Source organism: Shinella sp. GW821-FHT11G07 (assembly GCF_058808115.1).
The window spans coordinates 40514-54985 of the sequence record NZ_JBXARJ010000006.1 but is presented as its reverse complement, the minus strand read 5'-3'; the positions used below and the strand labels follow the sequence as shown (position 1 = coordinate 54985).

Sequence of the window (14472 nt, the reverse complement as noted above, 5' to 3'; positions counted from 1 at the left end):
CCCGCGGGAACGCTGAAAACGGGGGAAGTTTGGCATGATCCATGCATCGATTTTCCGTGCGCTGGAGACCTCTCCACGATGACGGAACGTGCCGAGGCAATCGCGGTCCGGGACCTGCACAAGCGCTTCGGGCCGCTTGAAGTTCTCAAGGGGGTTTCGCTCACCGCGCATGAAGGCGACGTCATTGCCATCATCGGCGGTTCGGGTTCCGGCAAGTCGACATTTCTGCGCTGTATCAACATGCTGGAACTGCCGAGCGCCGGCTCGGTGACCATCCATGGCGAGACGATCGCCATGAAGGCGGACGGCCATGGCGGCATGATGCCATCGGACCGCAAGCAGGTGCAGCGCCTGCGCTCCCGCCTCGGCATGGTGTTCCAAAGCTTCAATCTCTGGCAGCACATGACCATCCTCGAAAACGTCATCGAGGCGCCGGTGCATGTTCTCGGCATCAGGAAGGACGAGGCAATCGCCCGGGCCGAGACGCTGCTGCGCCGTGTCGGGCTCCATGAGAAGCGCGACGCCTATCCCGCCTTTCTCTCCGGCGGCCAGCAGCAGCGCGCCGCAATCGCCCGGGCGCTCGCCATCCAGCCCCATGTCATGCTTTTCGACGAACCGACCTCCGCGCTCGATCCGGAACTGGTCGGCGAGGTGCTCTCCGTCATCGGCGACCTCGCCAAGGAGAAGCGCACGATGATCCTCGTCACCCACGAAATGAAGTTTGCCCGCAATGTCGCGAGCCACGTCGTCTTTCTCGCGAACGGCGTCATCGAGGAACAGGGCCCGCCGGACGAACTGTTCGGAACGCCGAAATCGGAGCGGCTGAAGAAGTTCATCAGCTCCATTCACTGAGACCCAAAAAAACCAACAGAGGGAAAATCATGAAGAGTGCCTTGAAGACAATCGCCCTTGCCGCCGCGATCGGCCTTGCTGCCGTCTCGGGTGCGGCGGCCCAGCAGGTTCGCGTCGGTTTTGCCGCCGAGCCCTATCCGCCCTTCACCTCGCCGGACGCCTCCGGCAACTGGCAAGGTTGGGAAGTGGACTTCATGAAGGCGATCTGCGCCGAAGCGAAGCTCGACTGCGTCGTGACACCGGTCGCCTGGGACGGTATCATCCCGGCGCTCACCACCAACAAGATCGACATGATCATCGGCTCCATGTCGATCACGGCGGAACGCCAGCAGACGATCGACTTTTCCGACAAATACTACAACTCGCCTCCGGGCATCATCGGCGCCAAGGACGTGAAGTTCGATGCGACGCCGGAAGGCCTTGCCGGCAAGACGCTCGGCGTGCAGGTGGCGACCATCCACCAGGTCTATGCCAACAAGTATTTCGCGCCCGCCGGCGTGACGGTGAAGGAATACCAGACGCAGGACGAGGCCAACAACGACCTCGCCGCCGGCCGTATCGATGCCGTGCAGGCGGATTCCATCGCTCTCACCGACTTCACCAAAACGGAGCAGGGCGCGTGCTGCGACCTCAAGGGCACCGTGAAGGATGATCCGGAAATCCTCGGTCTCGGCGTCGGCGTCGGCCTGCGCAAGGGCGAGACGGAGCTGAAGGACAAGATCAACGCGGCGATCAAGGCGATCCGCGCCAACGGCACCTATGACACGTTCTCGAAGAAGTATTTCGACTTCGACATCTACGGCGGCTGATCGCCTGCCTTGTGCCTGATGCCGGCGGCGCACGTCGCCGGCAGTTCCCCTCGAACGGACACGAGACCCTATGGCCGATGCCGGATCGCTGATCAACTGGAGCCTGCTTGCCTTCGACCCACCCGGCTGGGGCGGGGTCATGCTGGCGGGGCTTTGGCAATCGCTCCAGATTGCTGTCGGCGGTTACACGCTCGGCCTGATTCTCGGCACCGGCGGCGCCATGGGCAAGCTTTACGGCGGCCCGGTCACCAAGGACCTGCTCGAGGTCTACACGACTCTGGTGCGCGCGGTGCCGGAACTCGTGCTGATCCTCATTCTCTATTATGCCGGCACGGATGTGCTGAACCAGCTTTCCGCACTGGTCGGCTTCGGCCCGGTCGATATCAGCGGCCTTGCGGCCGGTATCTTCGTCATCGGCGTCGTGCAGGGCGCCTATTCGACGGAGGTGCTGCGCGGCGCGATCAAGGCGGTGCCGGCGGGGCAGATGGAAGCGGCGCGCGCCTATGGCATGTCGCCAACGCAGATCATGCGCCGCATCACGCTGCCGGCCATGCTGCCGCATGCCATTCCCGGCCTCTCCAATCTCTGGCTGATCGCCACCAAGGATACGGCACTGCTTGCTGTCGTCGGCTTCAGCGAATTGACGCTGGTGACGCGCCAGGCGGCGGGCAGCACCAAGGCCTATCTGCTGTTCTTCTGCGCGGCCGGCGTGCTCTACCTGATGATCACCCTGGTCTCCAACGTGCTGATCGGCTTCATCGAGCGCCACTATCGGCGTGGCATGGCGAGGACCGCCTGATGAGTGACCCGACCATTTCCGCCCTCGCGCTGACCGAACTGCCGACGAAGGCGAGCATGTTCAAGCCGCATCGCATCGTGCTGATGGCGATCGCGGCCCTTCTCGTCTTCTGTATCGTCTGGTTCATGCGCTGGGACTGGGTGCCGAAATATTCTGGTCGCCTTGTCCACGGCGTCGGTGTGACCTTGCTGATGCTTTTCAGCACCTCGATCCTCGGCTTCTTCCTCGCCGTGCCGATCGGGCTGGTGCAGGTGACCGGCCCCTGGCCGCTGAAGGTGCTGGCCCGCGTTTTCTGCACGATCATCCGCGGCACACCGCTGCTGCTCCAGCTCTGGCTGCTCTATTACGGCCTCGGCTCTCTCTTTCCGCAGTTTCCGGGAATCCGCAGTTCCTTTCTCTGGCCCTATCTGCGCGAGGCCTGGCCCTATGGTGTGGCGGCGCTGACGCTGTCCTTCGCCGCCTATGAGGGCGAGGTGATGCGTGGCGCCTTTGCCGGTGTGCCGCCCGGCGAGCTGGAAGCCGCTCGCGCCTATGGCATGAGCCCTTTCACCGTTTTCCGCCGCATCTGGCTGCCGCGCGCCGTGCACCGTGCGCTGCCGACGCTGAACGGCGAAACCGTGCTGCAGCTGAAGGCCACGCCGCTGGTGGCGACGATTACCGTCATCGACCTCTATGCCGTCATCTCCAAGGTGCGGCAGGAAACCTACATCACCTATGAGCCGCTGCTGCTGCTTGCTCTCATCTATCTCTGCCTGACCGCTATCCTGGTGGTCGCCTTTCGCTATTTCGAAAGCAGAATTCCCACACGCGGTGCCTGAAAACGGACAATGACATGACAATCCATACGACTCTCAAGAACTCCATGCCTGAAATGGTGGCGATCCGCCGCGACCTGCACGAGCACCCGGAACTGGGCCTGGAAGAAGTGCGCACCTCTGATGTCATCGCGCGCCATCTGGAAAGTTATGGCTACAAAGTCACGCGCGGCCTTGCCACGACCGGCCTCGTCGCCACCCTGACGAACGGCACCAGCCGCAAGTCGATCGGTATCCGCGCCGATATCGATGCCTTGCCGATCTTCGAGGAAACCGGCCTTCCCTATGCCAGCAAGACGCCCGGCAAGATGCATGCCTGCGGCCATGACGGACACACGACCATGCTGCTCGGTGCCGCCAAGGCGATCGCCGAACGGCGCAATTTCGACGGCACCGTGCACCTGATCTTCCAGCCGGCGGAGGAGAATTTCGGCGGTGCAAAAATCATGGTGGAGGAGGGACTGTTCGACAAATTCCCCTGCGACGCCGTCTTCGCCCTCCACAACGAGCCCGGTCTGCCCTTCGGCCAGTTTGCGCTCCGTGAGGGCCCGATCATGGCGGCGGTCGACGAGGCGCGCATCACCGTGAACGGTGTCGGCGGCCACGGTGCGGAGCCGCAGGAGACGCTGGATCCGATCGTCTGCGGCGCCTCGATCGTCATGGCGCTCCAGACCATCGTCTCGCGCAACATCCACCCGATCGATCCGACGGTGGTGACGGTCGGCTCGTTCCATTCGGGCTCGGCGAGCAATATCATACCGAGCCGAGCGGAAATCGTTGTCGGTATCCGCTCCTTTGATCCGAAGGTGCGCGACGAGCTGGAGCGTCGCGTCCGCCTCATTGCGGAACGCCAGGCTGAAAGCTACGGCATGAGCGCGACGGTGAACTACCAGCGCTTCTATGACGCCACGATCAATCACAAGGCCGAGACCGATCTGGTGCGTGAACTCGCCACGCGCTTTGCCGGTGCCGACAAGGTCGTCGACCTCCAGCGCCCCTTCATGGGCAGCGAGGATTTCGCCTATATGTTGAAGGAGCGACCGGGCACCTATTTCTTCCTCGGTGGCAAGAGCGGCGAAAACGATCACTCGCTCCACCACCCCGCCTACAATTTCAACGACGACCTGCTGCCCGTCGGTGCGGCCTTCTGGACGGAACTGACGGAACATTACCTGCGGGCGGCCTGACGCCCGCGCAGCGGTTTCGGCGACGCGAGTGGGACCCGGTCCACAGGGCGGTTTCACCACAATTTTGCCACGATTCATTCCGTGTTTTGGCGGCTTTCGGCTCTGATTTTTTGAGTGTCACACATTCGTGAAACTCTTGAAATCGGTGCCGAGCCGTTTAGTGCCTCAATCCTTAACGCTCCTGCCGTTCGCTGCACCCTCGGCGTGCTTGCGTGGATTCGCGTATTTAAAATCCCCGCCAAATCAATATCTTGAGATGTCATTTCCTCTTTGACAGAAACCGTCCAGATGGACGGTTTCTTGGTTTTTGGCGCCTTCGGTTGTGCGCTAAAGCGACAATTTTCATTGTTCGAAAAACGTTGACGACTGTTTCCATTTTGAGACCCTTGCGGCCCACAAAATGAGGGACCATCTTTATTTGACGAAAGCGGCAATACCCGCTTCCGGAGATAAGCGAAGGGAATGGCGATGTCGTAACCGATGCCGAAAAGCCTGGCTGAAACTCCCTTCAAGCTTTGATGCAAAGCACATATGAAAAGGACCAAGACAATGACCAAGACCATTAACGCAGCTTTCGCAACCGCTCTTTTTGCCGCTTCCGTTTTCGGTGGCTCGGCCGCTCTCGCCGGTGGGGACTACTACAAGGGTGCCTATCCGGAATCGGAGCAGAACCAGAAAATGGATAGCCAGAGAATCGATCGCGTCCGCACCAACAGCATCGGCAGCGGTTATGCTGCCGACGGTGGCTACCGCCAGAGCGTGAAGGTCGGCCCGGCGAACGGTGACTATTATCAGGGCGCGAACCCCGATGCCCGCTAAGGCATAGTGCCACGTTCGACGCCTTCGCGAAGCTCCCGGTGCGCCCCCGCCGGGAGCTTCGTTCGTTTCGGCCCTGCCAAGGTCGGGGCGGAAATGCCGCACGCGGGCGATTGTCGCGCTGCGGCAACGTGGGTGTACGGACGGAATTGACCTTTGCCTGTTTTGCGCCGCATTCTTTAAGGTGACCGCAGCCTGATTGGGATTGCGGCGGCTTCAGAAAGGTCGTGGCCAATGTTCGAATCGCTGGACGCAACACTGCTTGCCCGCTTCCAGTTCGCCTTCACCGTTTCCTTCCACATCATCTTCCCGGCCTTCTCGATCGGGTTGGCGAGCTATCTCGCGGTACTGGAAGGCCTGTGGCTCTGGACGAAGGACGAGGTCTATTTTTCGCTCTTCAATTTCTGGAAGACGATTTTTGCGCTCGCCTTCGGCATGGGTGTGGTTTCCGGCATCGTCATGTCCTACCAGTTCGGCACGAACTGGAGCGTCTTTTCCGACAAGGCCGGGCCGGTCATCGGGCCGCTGATGGGCTACGAGGTGCTGACGGCCTTCTTCCTTGAGGCGGGTTTCCTCGGCGTCATGCTGTTCGGCCTCAATCGCGTCGGTCCGAAGCTGCACTTCTTCGCGACCCTCATGGTCGCCGTCGGCACGCTGATCTCGGCCACCTGGATCCTTGCCGCCAATTCCTGGATGCAGACGCCGGCCGGTTTTGCCATCAACGATGTCGGCCAGTTCGTGCCGGTCGACTGGTGGGCGGTGATCTTCAACCCCTCCTTCCCTTACAGGCTCGTGCACATGGTGCTCGCCGCCTATCTCACGACCGCCTTCGTCGTCGGCGGTGTCGGCGCCTACCACCTGCTGCGCGGCGATGCGCCAAAGCGTGCCAGAAAGATGTTCTCCATGGCGATGTGGATGGCGGCGATCGTCGCACCCATCCAGATCTTCGCCGGCGACATGCACGGGCTGAACACGCTGGAGCATCAGCCGGTCAAGGTCATGGCGATGGAAGGGCACTACCAGAGCCATCCGGACGGGGCGCCGCTCATTCTGTTCGGCATTCCGAACTCCGCCGAGCAGCGTGTCGATTATGCCATCGAGATCCCGAAGCTTTCGAGCCTTATCCTGAAGCATGACCTCAACGCCCCGCTCGCCGGGCTGGATTCCGTACCGAAGGAATTGCATCCGCCGGTCGGCATCGTCTTCTGGTCCTTCCGTATCATGGTCGCCATCGGCTTTGCCATGCTCTCCATCGGGCTTTGGTCGCTCTGGTGTCGGTGGCGGGGCACGCTCGGCGAAAACCGCTGGCTGCACCGCGCCGCTGTTTTGATGGGTCCCGCCGGTTTCGTCGCCGTACTGGCCGGCTGGGTGACGACGGAGGTGGGCCGCCAGCCCTATACGGTCTACGGCCACCTGCTGACGGCCAATTCCGTCGCCCCCATCGATGCACCGGCCGTCGCGACCTCACTGATCGCCTTCATCGTCGTCTACTTCCTCGTCTTCGGCGCCGGCACCTTTTACATCCTGCGCCTGATGGGCCGCCTGCCGCGGGATCCGATGCCGGACCTCCAGGACGGTCCGCTCCGCACCGCCGGTATCACGCCGGCCGCCGCCCTTGCCAGCAAATCCGGGAGCCACCACCATGGCGTTTGACCTTCCCTTCATCTGGGCGGCGATCATCGCCTTTGCCGTGCTCGCCTATGTCATCCTCGACGGCTTCGATCTCGGCGTCGGCATCCTCTTCCCCTTCTTCAAGGAAAAACACGACCGCGACGTGATGATGAACTCTGTCGCGCCCGTCTGGGACGGCAACGAGACCTGGCTGGTGCTCGGCGGTGGCGGGCTGATGGCCGTCTTCCCGCTCGCCTATGCGACGATCCTTCCGGCGCTCTACATGCCGCTCATCCTGATGTTGCTCGGCCTCATCTTCCGTGGGGTCGCCTTCGAATATCGCTGGCGCACGCGGCGCGGCGAGTTCCTCTGGGACATCGCCTTTGCCGGCGGCTCGATGGTTGCGGCCTTCACCCAGGGCGTGGCGCTCGGTGCGCTGGTGCAGGGAATTCCGGTGGAAAATCGCGCCTATGTCGGCGGCTGGTGGGATTGGCTGACACCGTTCTCCATCGCGACGGGTTTTGCCCTCCTCGTCGGCTATGCCCTGCTTGGTGCGACCTGGCTGGTGATGAAGACGAGCGGCGATCTCGCTGCCCGTGCCCGCGGCTACGCGCTCAAGGCCGGCATCGGCACGCTCGCCGCCATGGGCATCTTCAGCCTGTGGACGCCCTTCATGGAGCCACTCTACTTCGACCGCTGGTTCGGCTGGCCGACCGTTGCCTTCAGCGTCTTGGTGCCGCTGCTTGTGCTCGGCTGCTTCGCCCTGCTGATCCACGGGCTGCGCACCGAACACGATTCACGGCCGTTCATCGCCGCACTCGGCCTCTTCGTGCTCGGCTTTGCCGGCATCGGCATCAGCTTCTATCCCTATATCGTGCCGGCCTCGCTGACGATCTGGGAGGCGGCCGCACCCGAGGAAAGCCTTTCCTTCCTGCTGGTCGGCGCCCTGGTGCTCGTACCGATGATCCTCGGCTACACGGCCTATGCCTATTGGGTTTTCCGCGGCAAGGTCGATCCGGAGGAGGGCTACCATTGATGGCGGAGAACTCGACAGGGCGGAAATTGTTGTGGTTCGTGGGCCTGTGGGCGGGCGGTGTGCTGGTGGTCACCGTGGTCGGCTTCGCCATCAAACTGGTGATCGGAACGTGACTTCACGTAACGTGATATCATCCAGCTTCGCGCCAGCTTACATGCCTAGGTTCCGCCTCGGCCAGCATGCAGGCCCGCAAGCGAAAGACAGGACCGCACCCTCCTTTCGCTTTACCCCCGGGCCTGCATGTGGCCCCGACCGTGACCTTGTGTCTCGCGGCGGAGAGATGCCTTTCCCCCCAAACATTCCTCTGCTATCCGGGTGCCCATGAAGGAGACCGGAATGGCGAAGATTGCGGCAGACTGCACGACGATGGCGGAAATCCGGGAAAACATCGACCGGGTTGACCATGCGCTGATGGCGCTCTTTGCCGAACGCTGGAGTTTCATTCGCCGCGCTGCCGAGATCAAGGCCGGCCTCGGCATTCCCGCCGACGTTCCCGAGCGCGTTCGTGAAGTGCGCGACAACGCCCGCCACAACGCCGAGACCCACGCTCTCGACGGCGGTTTCTACGAAGAGATCTGGGCGCAGCTCATAGAGCACGCCATCGCTTACGAGAAGGCGCAGCTCGGCGAGGCCTAAGGGTCAGCGCTGGTTGCGCTTGCCGAGGTGATCTTCCCAGTCGAGAGCGGTGCGCACGATGAAGGTGAGGTCGTCATGCTCCGGCTTCCAGTCGAGTTCCTTCATCGCGACCGAGGGATTGGCGACGATCAGAACCGCATCGCCCGGCCGGCGGCCGGCGACCCGCACCGGGAAATCCATGCCGGATACCGCCTTCACCTGCTCCAGAACCTCCAGAACCGAGAAGCCACGGCCATAGCCGCAATTGGCGACGATCGAGCCACCGCCTGCACGCATGCGCTGCAGCGCCTTGAGATGCGCATTGGCAAGGTCGCTGACGTGAATATAGTCGCGGATACAGGTGCCGTCCGGCGTCGGGTAGTCCGTGCCGTAGACATCCATACCGTCGCGTTTGCCAAGGGCTGCCTGGCTGGCGACCTTGATGAGATGGGTGGCGCCGGCGCTGGATTGGCCGGTGCGGCCGCGTGGATCGGCGCCGGCGACGTTGAAGTAACGCAGCGCCGTGTAGGTGAAGTCATGCGCTGCGGCGGTATCGCGCAGCATGATCTCGGTCATCAGCTTGGAGGAACCGTAGGGCGATTCCGGTCGGAGCGCGGCCGTTTCCAGCACCGGCTCGGTGCCATCAGGCGTGCCGTAGACGGCGGCGGTGGAGGAGAACACGAAATACGGCACCTTCGCCGCGACGGCGGCGGCGATCAGCGCCCGTGACTTGACCGTATTGTTCTCGTAATAGGAGAGTGGGTCGGAAACCGATTCCGGCACGATGATCGAACCGGCAAAATGAATGATCGCGTCGATGGCGTTTTCGGCGAAGATTTGTGCCAGCAGCGCGGCATCGGCGATGTCGCCCTCATAGAACCGTGCTTCCGGCGCCACGGCCCAGCGGAAGCCGGTGGAAAGCCGGTCCAGCACCACCACCTCTTCGCCGGCGTCGATGAGCGCCCAGACCATGTGGCTGCCGATATAACCCGCGCCGCCCGTGACAAGAACCGCCATATAACCCTCCGAATCGCCCGAATTTCAGGCATATCACCTTGCCGACCGGCAGGACGCAACCGCAATCGCGCCGCGCCGTTTTCCCGTTCCAGAAAGGCAACATCATGTCCGACCGCTTCATCGTGCTTTCCGGCTGCTCGGGCGGCGGAAAATCGACCCTGCTGGAAGAACTTCGCCGGCGCGGCCATGCCGTCGTGGAGGAACCGGGACGCCGCATCGTGCAGGAGGAATTGGCAAGCGGTGGCGAGGCCCTGCCATGGCTTGACCTGGCTGCCTTCGCCCGTCGCGCCATTGCCATGGCGCTCGCCGATCGCGAAGCGATGCGCGATCACCCGGGGCTCGTCTTCTTCGATCGTGGCCTCGTCGATGCCGCTTCGGCGCTTGAGGCGTCAGGCGGGGAGCCGGTCCTGGCCGGGTCGGCGGCCGGGCATCGCTACAACAGGCGTGTCTTCCTCACGCCGCCCTGGCCGCAAATCTATGCCGGCGACGCGGAGCGCCGCCATGGCTTCGATGCCGCCCTGGAAGAATATGACCGGCTCGAAAAGCTCTATCCCGCCCTTGGGTATGAGACGGTGATCTTGCCCAAGGTGTCGGTGGTCGAGCGCGCCGACTTCCTGCTCGACCAGTTGTGAACGGCCTCAGCGGGCCGCGATGTAGCGCGCCAGCCTGTCGGCCGCTTCTGCGACCTGTTTGGGATCCCGCAGGAAACAGGCACGCATGAAAAGTTCGCCGCCAGGACCGAAGGCCGTGCCGGGCGCAAGGCCGACATTGGTGCGGTCGACGATATCGAGTGCCGTCAGGCGCGAATCCGTCACGCCGTCGATCTTGAGGAAGGCATAGAGCGCACCATCCGGCTTCAGCGTCTCCACCCGGTTGGTGGCGATCAGCGCATCGCAGAAGATGTCACGGTTCCTGGCCGCCTTGTCGATATTCGCCTGCACGAAGGCATCGCCCTCGTCCAGCGCGGTAATTGCGCCCTGCTGCAGGAATTGCGGCACGCCGGAGGTGGAATACTGCACGAGGTTTTCCAGCACCTGGCCCATTTCCGGCGGTGCGACGATCCAGCCGACGCGCCAGCCCGTCATGGACCAGTTCTTCGAGAAGGAGTTGACGAAGATGACCCGGTCGCCATCCTCCATCACATCGAGGAAGGAGGGAGCGCGTCCACCGGCATAGTGATAGAGCGCATAGATCTCGTCGGCCATGATCCAAAGGCCATGGCGCCGTGCGATGGCGAGAAGATTTTCCAGGTCCTCGCGCGTCGCCGTCCAGCCGGTCGGATTGGACGGCGTGTTGACGAAGAGCACGCGGGTCTTCGGCGTGATTGCCGCCTCGACGCGACCAAGATCGACTTGCCAGCGCCCGCCGGTAAAATCGAGTTGCACGGCAATTGGATTGGCCCCGGACAGTTCCGCCGCCGCCGCGAAATTCGGCCAGGCCGGCGTCAGATACACCATGTCGTCGCCCGGTGAGACGAGCGCCTCAATGGCAAGCTTGATCGCCTGCATGCCGGAACCAACGACATAAAAATGCTCGGCCGGCAGCACCTTGCCGAAGCGCCGGGCATAATAGCGCGACAGCGCCGCCCGGAGCTCGGGAATGCCGCGCTGCCACGTATAGAATGTCTCGCCCCCAAGCAGCGCCTCGGACGCCGCGCGCGCAATGAACTGCGGCGTCGGCAGATCCCCTTCGCCCACCCAAAGCGGGATCAGCCCCTCACGCCCGCGCGCATAATTGACGACTTCGACGATCCCGCTCTCCGGCGCCCGGAGCGAACGGGGGCTAAGGCTTTCGACGATGCTCATGAAAACTCCGCAAACAGAAATCCGGCCATCGCCAGGAGAGACGAAGCGTCGAAGGTCTATCCGGTTTCGCGAGACCGTTCACGCGAGTTTCGCTGACAGATCTATCGAATTCTGTGATGGGAGGAGGATGTGTCAGAGCGGGAACCCCGAATTCATCGGGCAGTCCAGCTTGCGGCAATAAATGGAAAAAATAGTGCGCAGAGGCGGATTTGAACCACCGACACGCGGATTTTCAATTGGAAGAACTAGCCGCAAGTAATTGATTTACATAAGGCGATACTAAGATGTGCTAAGACTGCGCTAGCTCGCTAGGCTCAGGACCCATTGATTTGAAGAAACGGCTGTGATTCAGGCTGGCGTATAGGAGCCTGACTGATGAGCAATTTGTTTTGGCTGACGGGCGAGCAAATGGCTCGTCTTCAGCCCTATTTTCCCAAGAGCCATGGTCGCCAGCGCGTTGATGATCGACGTGTTTTGAGCGGCATCATCTTCGTCAACCGCAACGGGCTCAGGTGGTGCGATGCGCCGAAGGATATGGCCCGGCGAAGACGCTTTATAACCGCTGGAAACGCTGGGGCGATAAAGGCATCTTTATCCAGATGATGGACGGCCTGGCCGTGCCCGAAGCTGCAGAGCACAATACCATCATGATCGATGCGACCTATCTCAAGGCCCACCGCACGGCTTCCAGCCTGCGGGTAAAAAAGAGGGCGCGGGCCGCCTGATTAGGCGCACGAAAGGCGGCATGAACACCAAGCTTCATGCCGTAACGGATGCGAGTGGCCGCCCGATCAGTTTCTTCATAACGGCCGGTCAGGTCAGCGATTACACCGGTGCTGCCGCCTTGCTTGATGAGCTTCCCCAGGCCAAATGGCTGCTGGCCGACCGTGGCTATGATGCCGACTGGTATCGTGACGCTTTACAGGCGAAGGGGATCACTCCCTGCATTCCGGGTAGGAAATCCCGCAACAAGACCATCAAATACGACAAACGGCGCTACAAACGGCGCAACCGGATCGAGATCATGTTCGGGCGTCTCAAAGACTGGCGGCGTGTCGCGACGCGCTATGACAGGTGCCTAATGGCCTTCCTCTCCGCCATCGCTCTCGCTGCAACCGTTATCTTCTGGCTCTGATCAACGAGTCCTGAACCTAAGGAAATCCGTGGTATCGTCTGTGATACCGTATGGCGCATCGTTAACCGACCTGCGGCTGATGATCCGAATACGAATGGTAACCTTAACCGGGCTGGTATGAAGACCGCTGCTCAGCAGCAGGTGGTCACATATTTCCCCGGCGTTACGCTGCCGGTGTCGTAATCTTTTGAACCGAGTTTGGCCCGCTCTGACCCATGATTGTTGCTTGGGAGCTAGCAGGGCGGGCCGGCTTTTTCTGGGCTGTCATACAGCCGGTAGCACAGTCGGATAGCGGTCCAGCTTCCATCATGGAGGGCTTTCGCGCCGAGTGCCTTTTTCACGTTCTCGGCAACGGTTCGCCAGTACTCGGCGCGGGCGGCGCATTGCTCTTCGGAAACAAATCGGTCTTTGGCTCGATAGGACTTTTCCTGTCGAAGAACGAGGGTATTGAGATCCTGCACGAGGCGGGAGGTGACGGCGGCCGAGGTCGTTGACCATCGCAAGGCCCACAAGGGCGACATGGTGCTATTCCATGACCCATCCAACCTGCAATCCCTATGCAAGCACCACCACGACAGCGCCAAGCAGTCGATCGACCGAGGATTCAAGGTCGTGACCTATGGTCTCGACGGGTATCCGATCGACATTGGGTGACGGTAGGGGGTGGGTCAATGTCTGGACCTGTCGGCATGGGCATCGGCGTCGGGGTTCAGCGTTAGTGCTAATACAGATTTTTGCGTGAGGTGAGGCCATGGCGAATTCAATCTTGTCTTTCCGTCGATCGTTGTCGCTTCACACGCGTGCGCAAGCGGGCGAGGCGAGGGACGTTGCAAAGCGTCGAGAGGCGTCCAAGGACATCGAGGGCGACAATCCTCCGGATGACGATTTGCTGGCGCGACCCGCTTACTATATATCGTTGTGGACGTGGTCATGTCAGCCAGCCAGTGCCAATCCTCCCTGACGACCGATGTCCCTCTCAATTTCTCTGACCAAGCTATCAAGTGCTGGATTTCTTGACTTACGGGCCCGCCGGATAACGTATGCTAAGGACGGAGGCAGAGGCAGGCGGTCGGTCATTATCTGCATCTCCCCTCGGATATGGCGGTCACTCAGCATCGCTACGCCCATTGTCGCGTTGACGGCGGACACAATCCCAGCAGCGCTTGAGCACTCAAACACGGTTTCGAGAACTGAGTTCTCCTGGCCGACATCGAGTGCCCATTGTCGATAGAAACATTCGTCATCGAACGACAAAAAGGGTATTGGTTCATCCTGCCGGATTAGCAACTCAGGATGCTTCACCCAGTGAAGGCTCTCTCTGTAAAGTACCAGGTCGTTCGGTCGCACCTCGTGGCTGAAGACCTGGACGATTGCAGCATCAAGTTCTCCGCGCTCCAGCATGGCGCGGAGCACCAAGCTCATGCGCACCTTGGTTCGGACCGCGACGTTTGGGTGAAGCCGCCTGAAGCGGCCAAAGATGCGAGCGAGATCAGTACATGCCGTGTCTTCGGTGAGCCCCAGTAGAAGTCTTCCAGCGAGTGGCGTCTTGGAGAGACTTATCAGCGCCTCGTCGTGCAGCCCAAGAATGCGGCCAGCGTAGTCGAGCAGGTCTTCGCCAGCGGCTGTGAACATCGGTCCTCCCGATTTCCGTCCGAGCAGCGCGCAATCGAGGCTAACCTCAAGCCTTTTGATTTTATGGCTCACGGCGGATTGGGAGAGACCGAGTGCGGCGGCGGCTCTGGTAATGCCTCCATGTTGGCGGATTGCGCAAAGCGCTCGCAGAGCGTCGATTTCGAGGCGGCGACTGTTCAGTTCGTTCATGGCGATATCCACATGATTGTCTGTTGAACGAGCCTACCACGAACCTCGCAGATCATGACGGAAATTAAGGAATGTCATGTGCGCATCGATATTTGTCATGTGCGATTCCTGTGTTTTCCCCGTACCGGTAGATAGTGTCCTCGCGATAGAGCCC

17 protein-coding genes and 1 pseudogene are annotated in these 14472 nt (G+C 61.4%); 13 read left to right on the top strand and 5 right to left on the bottom strand.

Annotation, left to right across the window (positions count from 1 at the left end; genetic code table 11):
• The first annotated feature begins 78 nt into the window (after window positions 1-78).
• The 5 genes from AC1RT2_RS13250 to AC1RT2_RS13230 all read left to right on the top strand — a co-directional run bounded on the left by AC1RT2_RS13250 (window position 79) and on the right by AC1RT2_RS13230 (window position 4462).
• On the top strand, window positions 79-852 hold the full coding sequence (locus tag AC1RT2_RS13250; RefSeq protein ID WP_493102477.1) for an ABC transporter ATP-binding protein: 774 nt from the start codon (window positions 79-81) through the stop codon (window positions 850-852).
• A 29-nt stretch (window positions 853-881) separates the two neighbouring features.
• Window positions 882-1661 (top strand): transporter substrate-binding domain-containing protein, encoded by a 780-nt coding sequence (locus AC1RT2_RS13245; protein WP_493102475.1) that lies wholly within the window; start codon window positions 882-884, stop codon window positions 1659-1661.
• Window positions 1662-1731: 70 nt separating this feature from the next.
• Complete coding sequence (locus tag AC1RT2_RS13240) at window positions 1732-2460, top strand: ABC transporter permease (protein ID WP_493102473.1); 729 nt, start codon at window positions 1732-1734, stop codon at window positions 2458-2460.
• Window positions 2460-3278: an ABC transporter permease gene (locus AC1RT2_RS13235; RefSeq protein ID WP_493102471.1), complete on the top strand. Its 819-nt coding sequence runs from the start codon at window positions 2460-2462 to the stop codon at window positions 3276-3278. The genes AC1RT2_RS13240 and AC1RT2_RS13235 overlap by 1 nt, the downstream gene beginning before the upstream one ends.
• A gap of 14 nt (window positions 3279-3292) precedes the next feature.
• Entirely contained in the window at window positions 3293-4462 is a 1170-nt protein-coding gene (locus AC1RT2_RS13230; RefSeq protein ID WP_493102469.1) for a M20 aminoacylase family protein, read from the top strand.
• 74 nt (window positions 4463-4536) lie between these two features.
• On the opposite strand, the gene AC1RT2_RS13225 is transcribed toward AC1RT2_RS13230, so the two are convergent.
• Window positions 4537-5025 carry a hypothetical protein gene (locus AC1RT2_RS13225; protein ID WP_493102467.1) on the bottom strand — a complete coding sequence of 163 codons (489 nt, stop codon included), beginning with the start codon at window positions 5023-5025 and terminating at the stop codon, window positions 4537-4539.
• Here AC1RT2_RS13225 and AC1RT2_RS13220 point away from each other — a divergent pair.
• The 4 genes from AC1RT2_RS13220 (at window position 5012) to AC1RT2_RS13205 (ending at window position 8561) form a co-directional block, all read left to right on the top strand.
• Entirely contained in the window at window positions 5012-5281 is a 270-nt protein-coding gene (locus tag AC1RT2_RS13220; protein ID WP_493102466.1) for a hypothetical protein, read from the top strand. The genes AC1RT2_RS13225 and AC1RT2_RS13220 overlap by 14 nt on opposite strands.
• A gap of 231 nt (window positions 5282-5512) precedes the next feature.
• Window positions 5513-6931: a cytochrome ubiquinol oxidase subunit I gene (locus tag AC1RT2_RS13215; protein WP_493102465.1), complete on the top strand. Its 1419-nt coding sequence runs from the start codon at window positions 5513-5515 to the stop codon at window positions 6929-6931.
• Entirely contained in the window at window positions 6921-7925 is a 1005-nt protein-coding gene (gene cydB / locus AC1RT2_RS13210) for a cytochrome d ubiquinol oxidase subunit II (RefSeq protein ID WP_493102464.1), read from the top strand. The genes AC1RT2_RS13215 and cydB overlap by 11 nt, the downstream gene beginning before the upstream one ends.
• Before the next feature lie 336 nt (window positions 7926-8261).
• A complete protein-coding gene (locus AC1RT2_RS13205) occupies window positions 8262-8561 on the top strand; it encodes a chorismate mutase family protein (RefSeq protein WP_444800954.1) in 300 nt (99 codons plus the stop codon).
• Window positions 8562-8564: 3 nt separating this feature from the next.
• On the opposite strand, the gene galE is transcribed toward AC1RT2_RS13205, so the two are convergent.
• On the bottom strand, window positions 8565-9557 hold the full coding sequence (gene galE / locus AC1RT2_RS13200) for a UDP-glucose 4-epimerase GalE (RefSeq protein WP_493102462.1): 993 nt from the start codon (window positions 9555-9557) through the stop codon (window positions 8565-8567).
• Between the two features lie 104 nt (window positions 9558-9661).
• Here galE and AC1RT2_RS13195 point away from each other — a divergent pair, with 104 nt between their 5' ends.
• A complete protein-coding gene (locus tag AC1RT2_RS13195; protein WP_493102461.1) occupies window positions 9662-10189 on the top strand; it encodes an AAA family ATPase in 528 nt (175 codons plus the stop codon).
• A 6-nt stretch (window positions 10190-10195) separates the two neighbouring features.
• On the opposite strand, the gene AC1RT2_RS13190 is transcribed toward AC1RT2_RS13195, so the two are convergent.
• On the bottom strand, window positions 10196-11362 hold the full coding sequence (locus AC1RT2_RS13190) for a pyridoxal phosphate-dependent aminotransferase (RefSeq protein ID WP_493102460.1): 1167 nt from the start codon (window positions 11360-11362) through the stop codon (window positions 10196-10198).
• 375 nt (window positions 11363-11737) lie between these two features.
• Between AC1RT2_RS13190 and AC1RT2_RS13185 the strand changes: the two are divergent.
• Window positions 11738-12497: pseudogene (locus tag AC1RT2_RS13185) on the top strand (IS5 family transposase).
• Window positions 12498-12730: 233 nt separating this feature from the next.
• Here the strand turns inward: AC1RT2_RS13185 and AC1RT2_RS13180 are convergent.
• Window positions 12731-13018, bottom strand: coding sequence for a hypothetical protein (locus AC1RT2_RS13180; protein WP_493102458.1), 288 nt, complete (start codon window positions 13016-13018; stop codon window positions 12731-12733).
• On the opposite strand from AC1RT2_RS13180, the gene AC1RT2_RS13175 reads away from it, so the two are divergent.
• The gene (locus AC1RT2_RS13175) at window positions 13017-13151 is read left to right on the top strand and encodes a hypothetical protein (RefSeq protein WP_493102457.1); all 135 of its coding nucleotides are present in this window, start codon (window positions 13017-13019) and stop codon (window positions 13149-13151) included. The genes AC1RT2_RS13180 and AC1RT2_RS13175 overlap by 2 nt on opposite strands.
• 97 nt (window positions 13152-13248) lie before the next feature.
• On the top strand, window positions 13249-13458 hold the full coding sequence (locus AC1RT2_RS13170) for a hypothetical protein (protein WP_493102455.1): 210 nt from the start codon (window positions 13249-13251) through the stop codon (window positions 13456-13458).
• Here AC1RT2_RS13170 and AC1RT2_RS13165 read toward each other — a convergent pair.
• Window positions 13431-14318 (bottom strand): LysR family transcriptional regulator, encoded by an 888-nt coding sequence (locus AC1RT2_RS13165; RefSeq protein WP_493102453.1) that lies wholly within the window; start codon window positions 14316-14318, stop codon window positions 13431-13433. The two genes, AC1RT2_RS13170 and AC1RT2_RS13165, sit on opposite strands and share 28 nt — an antisense overlap.
• Window positions 14319-14472: the final 154 nt, after the last annotated feature.

Bases quoted from the DNA above. Each gene is read 5' to 3' on its own strand.
- AC1RT2_RS13250 (WP_493102477.1), top strand. From the start codon at position 79: ATGACGGAACGTGCCGAGGCAATCGCGGTCCGGGACCTGCACAAGCGC.
- AC1RT2_RS13245 (WP_493102475.1), top strand. From the start codon at position 882: ATGAAGAGTGCCTTGAAGACAATCGCCCTTGCCGCCGCGATCGGCCTT.
- AC1RT2_RS13240 (WP_493102473.1), top strand. From the start codon at position 1,732: ATGGCCGATGCCGGATCGCTGATCAACTGGAGCCTGCTTGCCTTCGAC.
- AC1RT2_RS13235 (WP_493102471.1), top strand. From the start codon at position 2,460: ATGAGTGACCCGACCATTTCCGCCCTCGCGCTGACCGAACTGCCGACG.
- AC1RT2_RS13230 (WP_493102469.1), top strand. From the start codon at position 3,293: ATGACAATCCATACGACTCTCAAGAACTCCATGCCTGAAATGGTGGCG.
- AC1RT2_RS13220 (WP_493102466.1), top strand. From the start codon at position 5,012: ATGACCAAGACCATTAACGCAGCTTTCGCAACCGCTCTTTTTGCCGCT.
- AC1RT2_RS13225 (WP_493102467.1), bottom strand. From the start codon at position 5,025: ATGGTCTTGGTCATTGTCTTGGTCCTTTTCATATGTGCTTTGCATCAA.
- AC1RT2_RS13215 (WP_493102465.1), top strand. From the start codon at position 5,513: ATGTTCGAATCGCTGGACGCAACACTGCTTGCCCGCTTCCAGTTCGCC.
- cydB (WP_493102464.1), top strand. From the start codon at position 6,921: ATGGCGTTTGACCTTCCCTTCATCTGGGCGGCGATCATCGCCTTTGCC.
- AC1RT2_RS13205 (WP_444800954.1), top strand. From the start codon at position 8,262: ATGGCGAAGATTGCGGCAGACTGCACGACGATGGCGGAAATCCGGGAA.
- galE (WP_493102462.1), bottom strand. From the start codon at position 9,557: ATGGCGGTTCTTGTCACGGGCGGCGCGGGTTATATCGGCAGCCACATG.
- AC1RT2_RS13195 (WP_493102461.1), top strand. From the start codon at position 9,662: ATGTCCGACCGCTTCATCGTGCTTTCCGGCTGCTCGGGCGGCGGAAAA.
- AC1RT2_RS13190 (WP_493102460.1), bottom strand. From the start codon at position 11,362: ATGAGCATCGTCGAAAGCCTTAGCCCCCGTTCGCTCCGGGCGCCGGAG.
- AC1RT2_RS13175 (WP_493102457.1), top strand. From the start codon at position 13,017: ATGGTGCTATTCCATGACCCATCCAACCTGCAATCCCTATGCAAGCAC.
- AC1RT2_RS13180 (WP_493102458.1), bottom strand. From the start codon at position 13,018: ATGTCGCCCTTGTGGGCCTTGCGATGGTCAACGACCTCGGCCGCCGTC.
- AC1RT2_RS13170 (WP_493102455.1), top strand. From the start codon at position 13,249: ATGGCGAATTCAATCTTGTCTTTCCGTCGATCGTTGTCGCTTCACACG.
- AC1RT2_RS13165 (WP_493102453.1), bottom strand. From the start codon at position 14,318: ATGAACGAACTGAACAGTCGCCGCCTCGAAATCGACGCTCTGCGAGCG.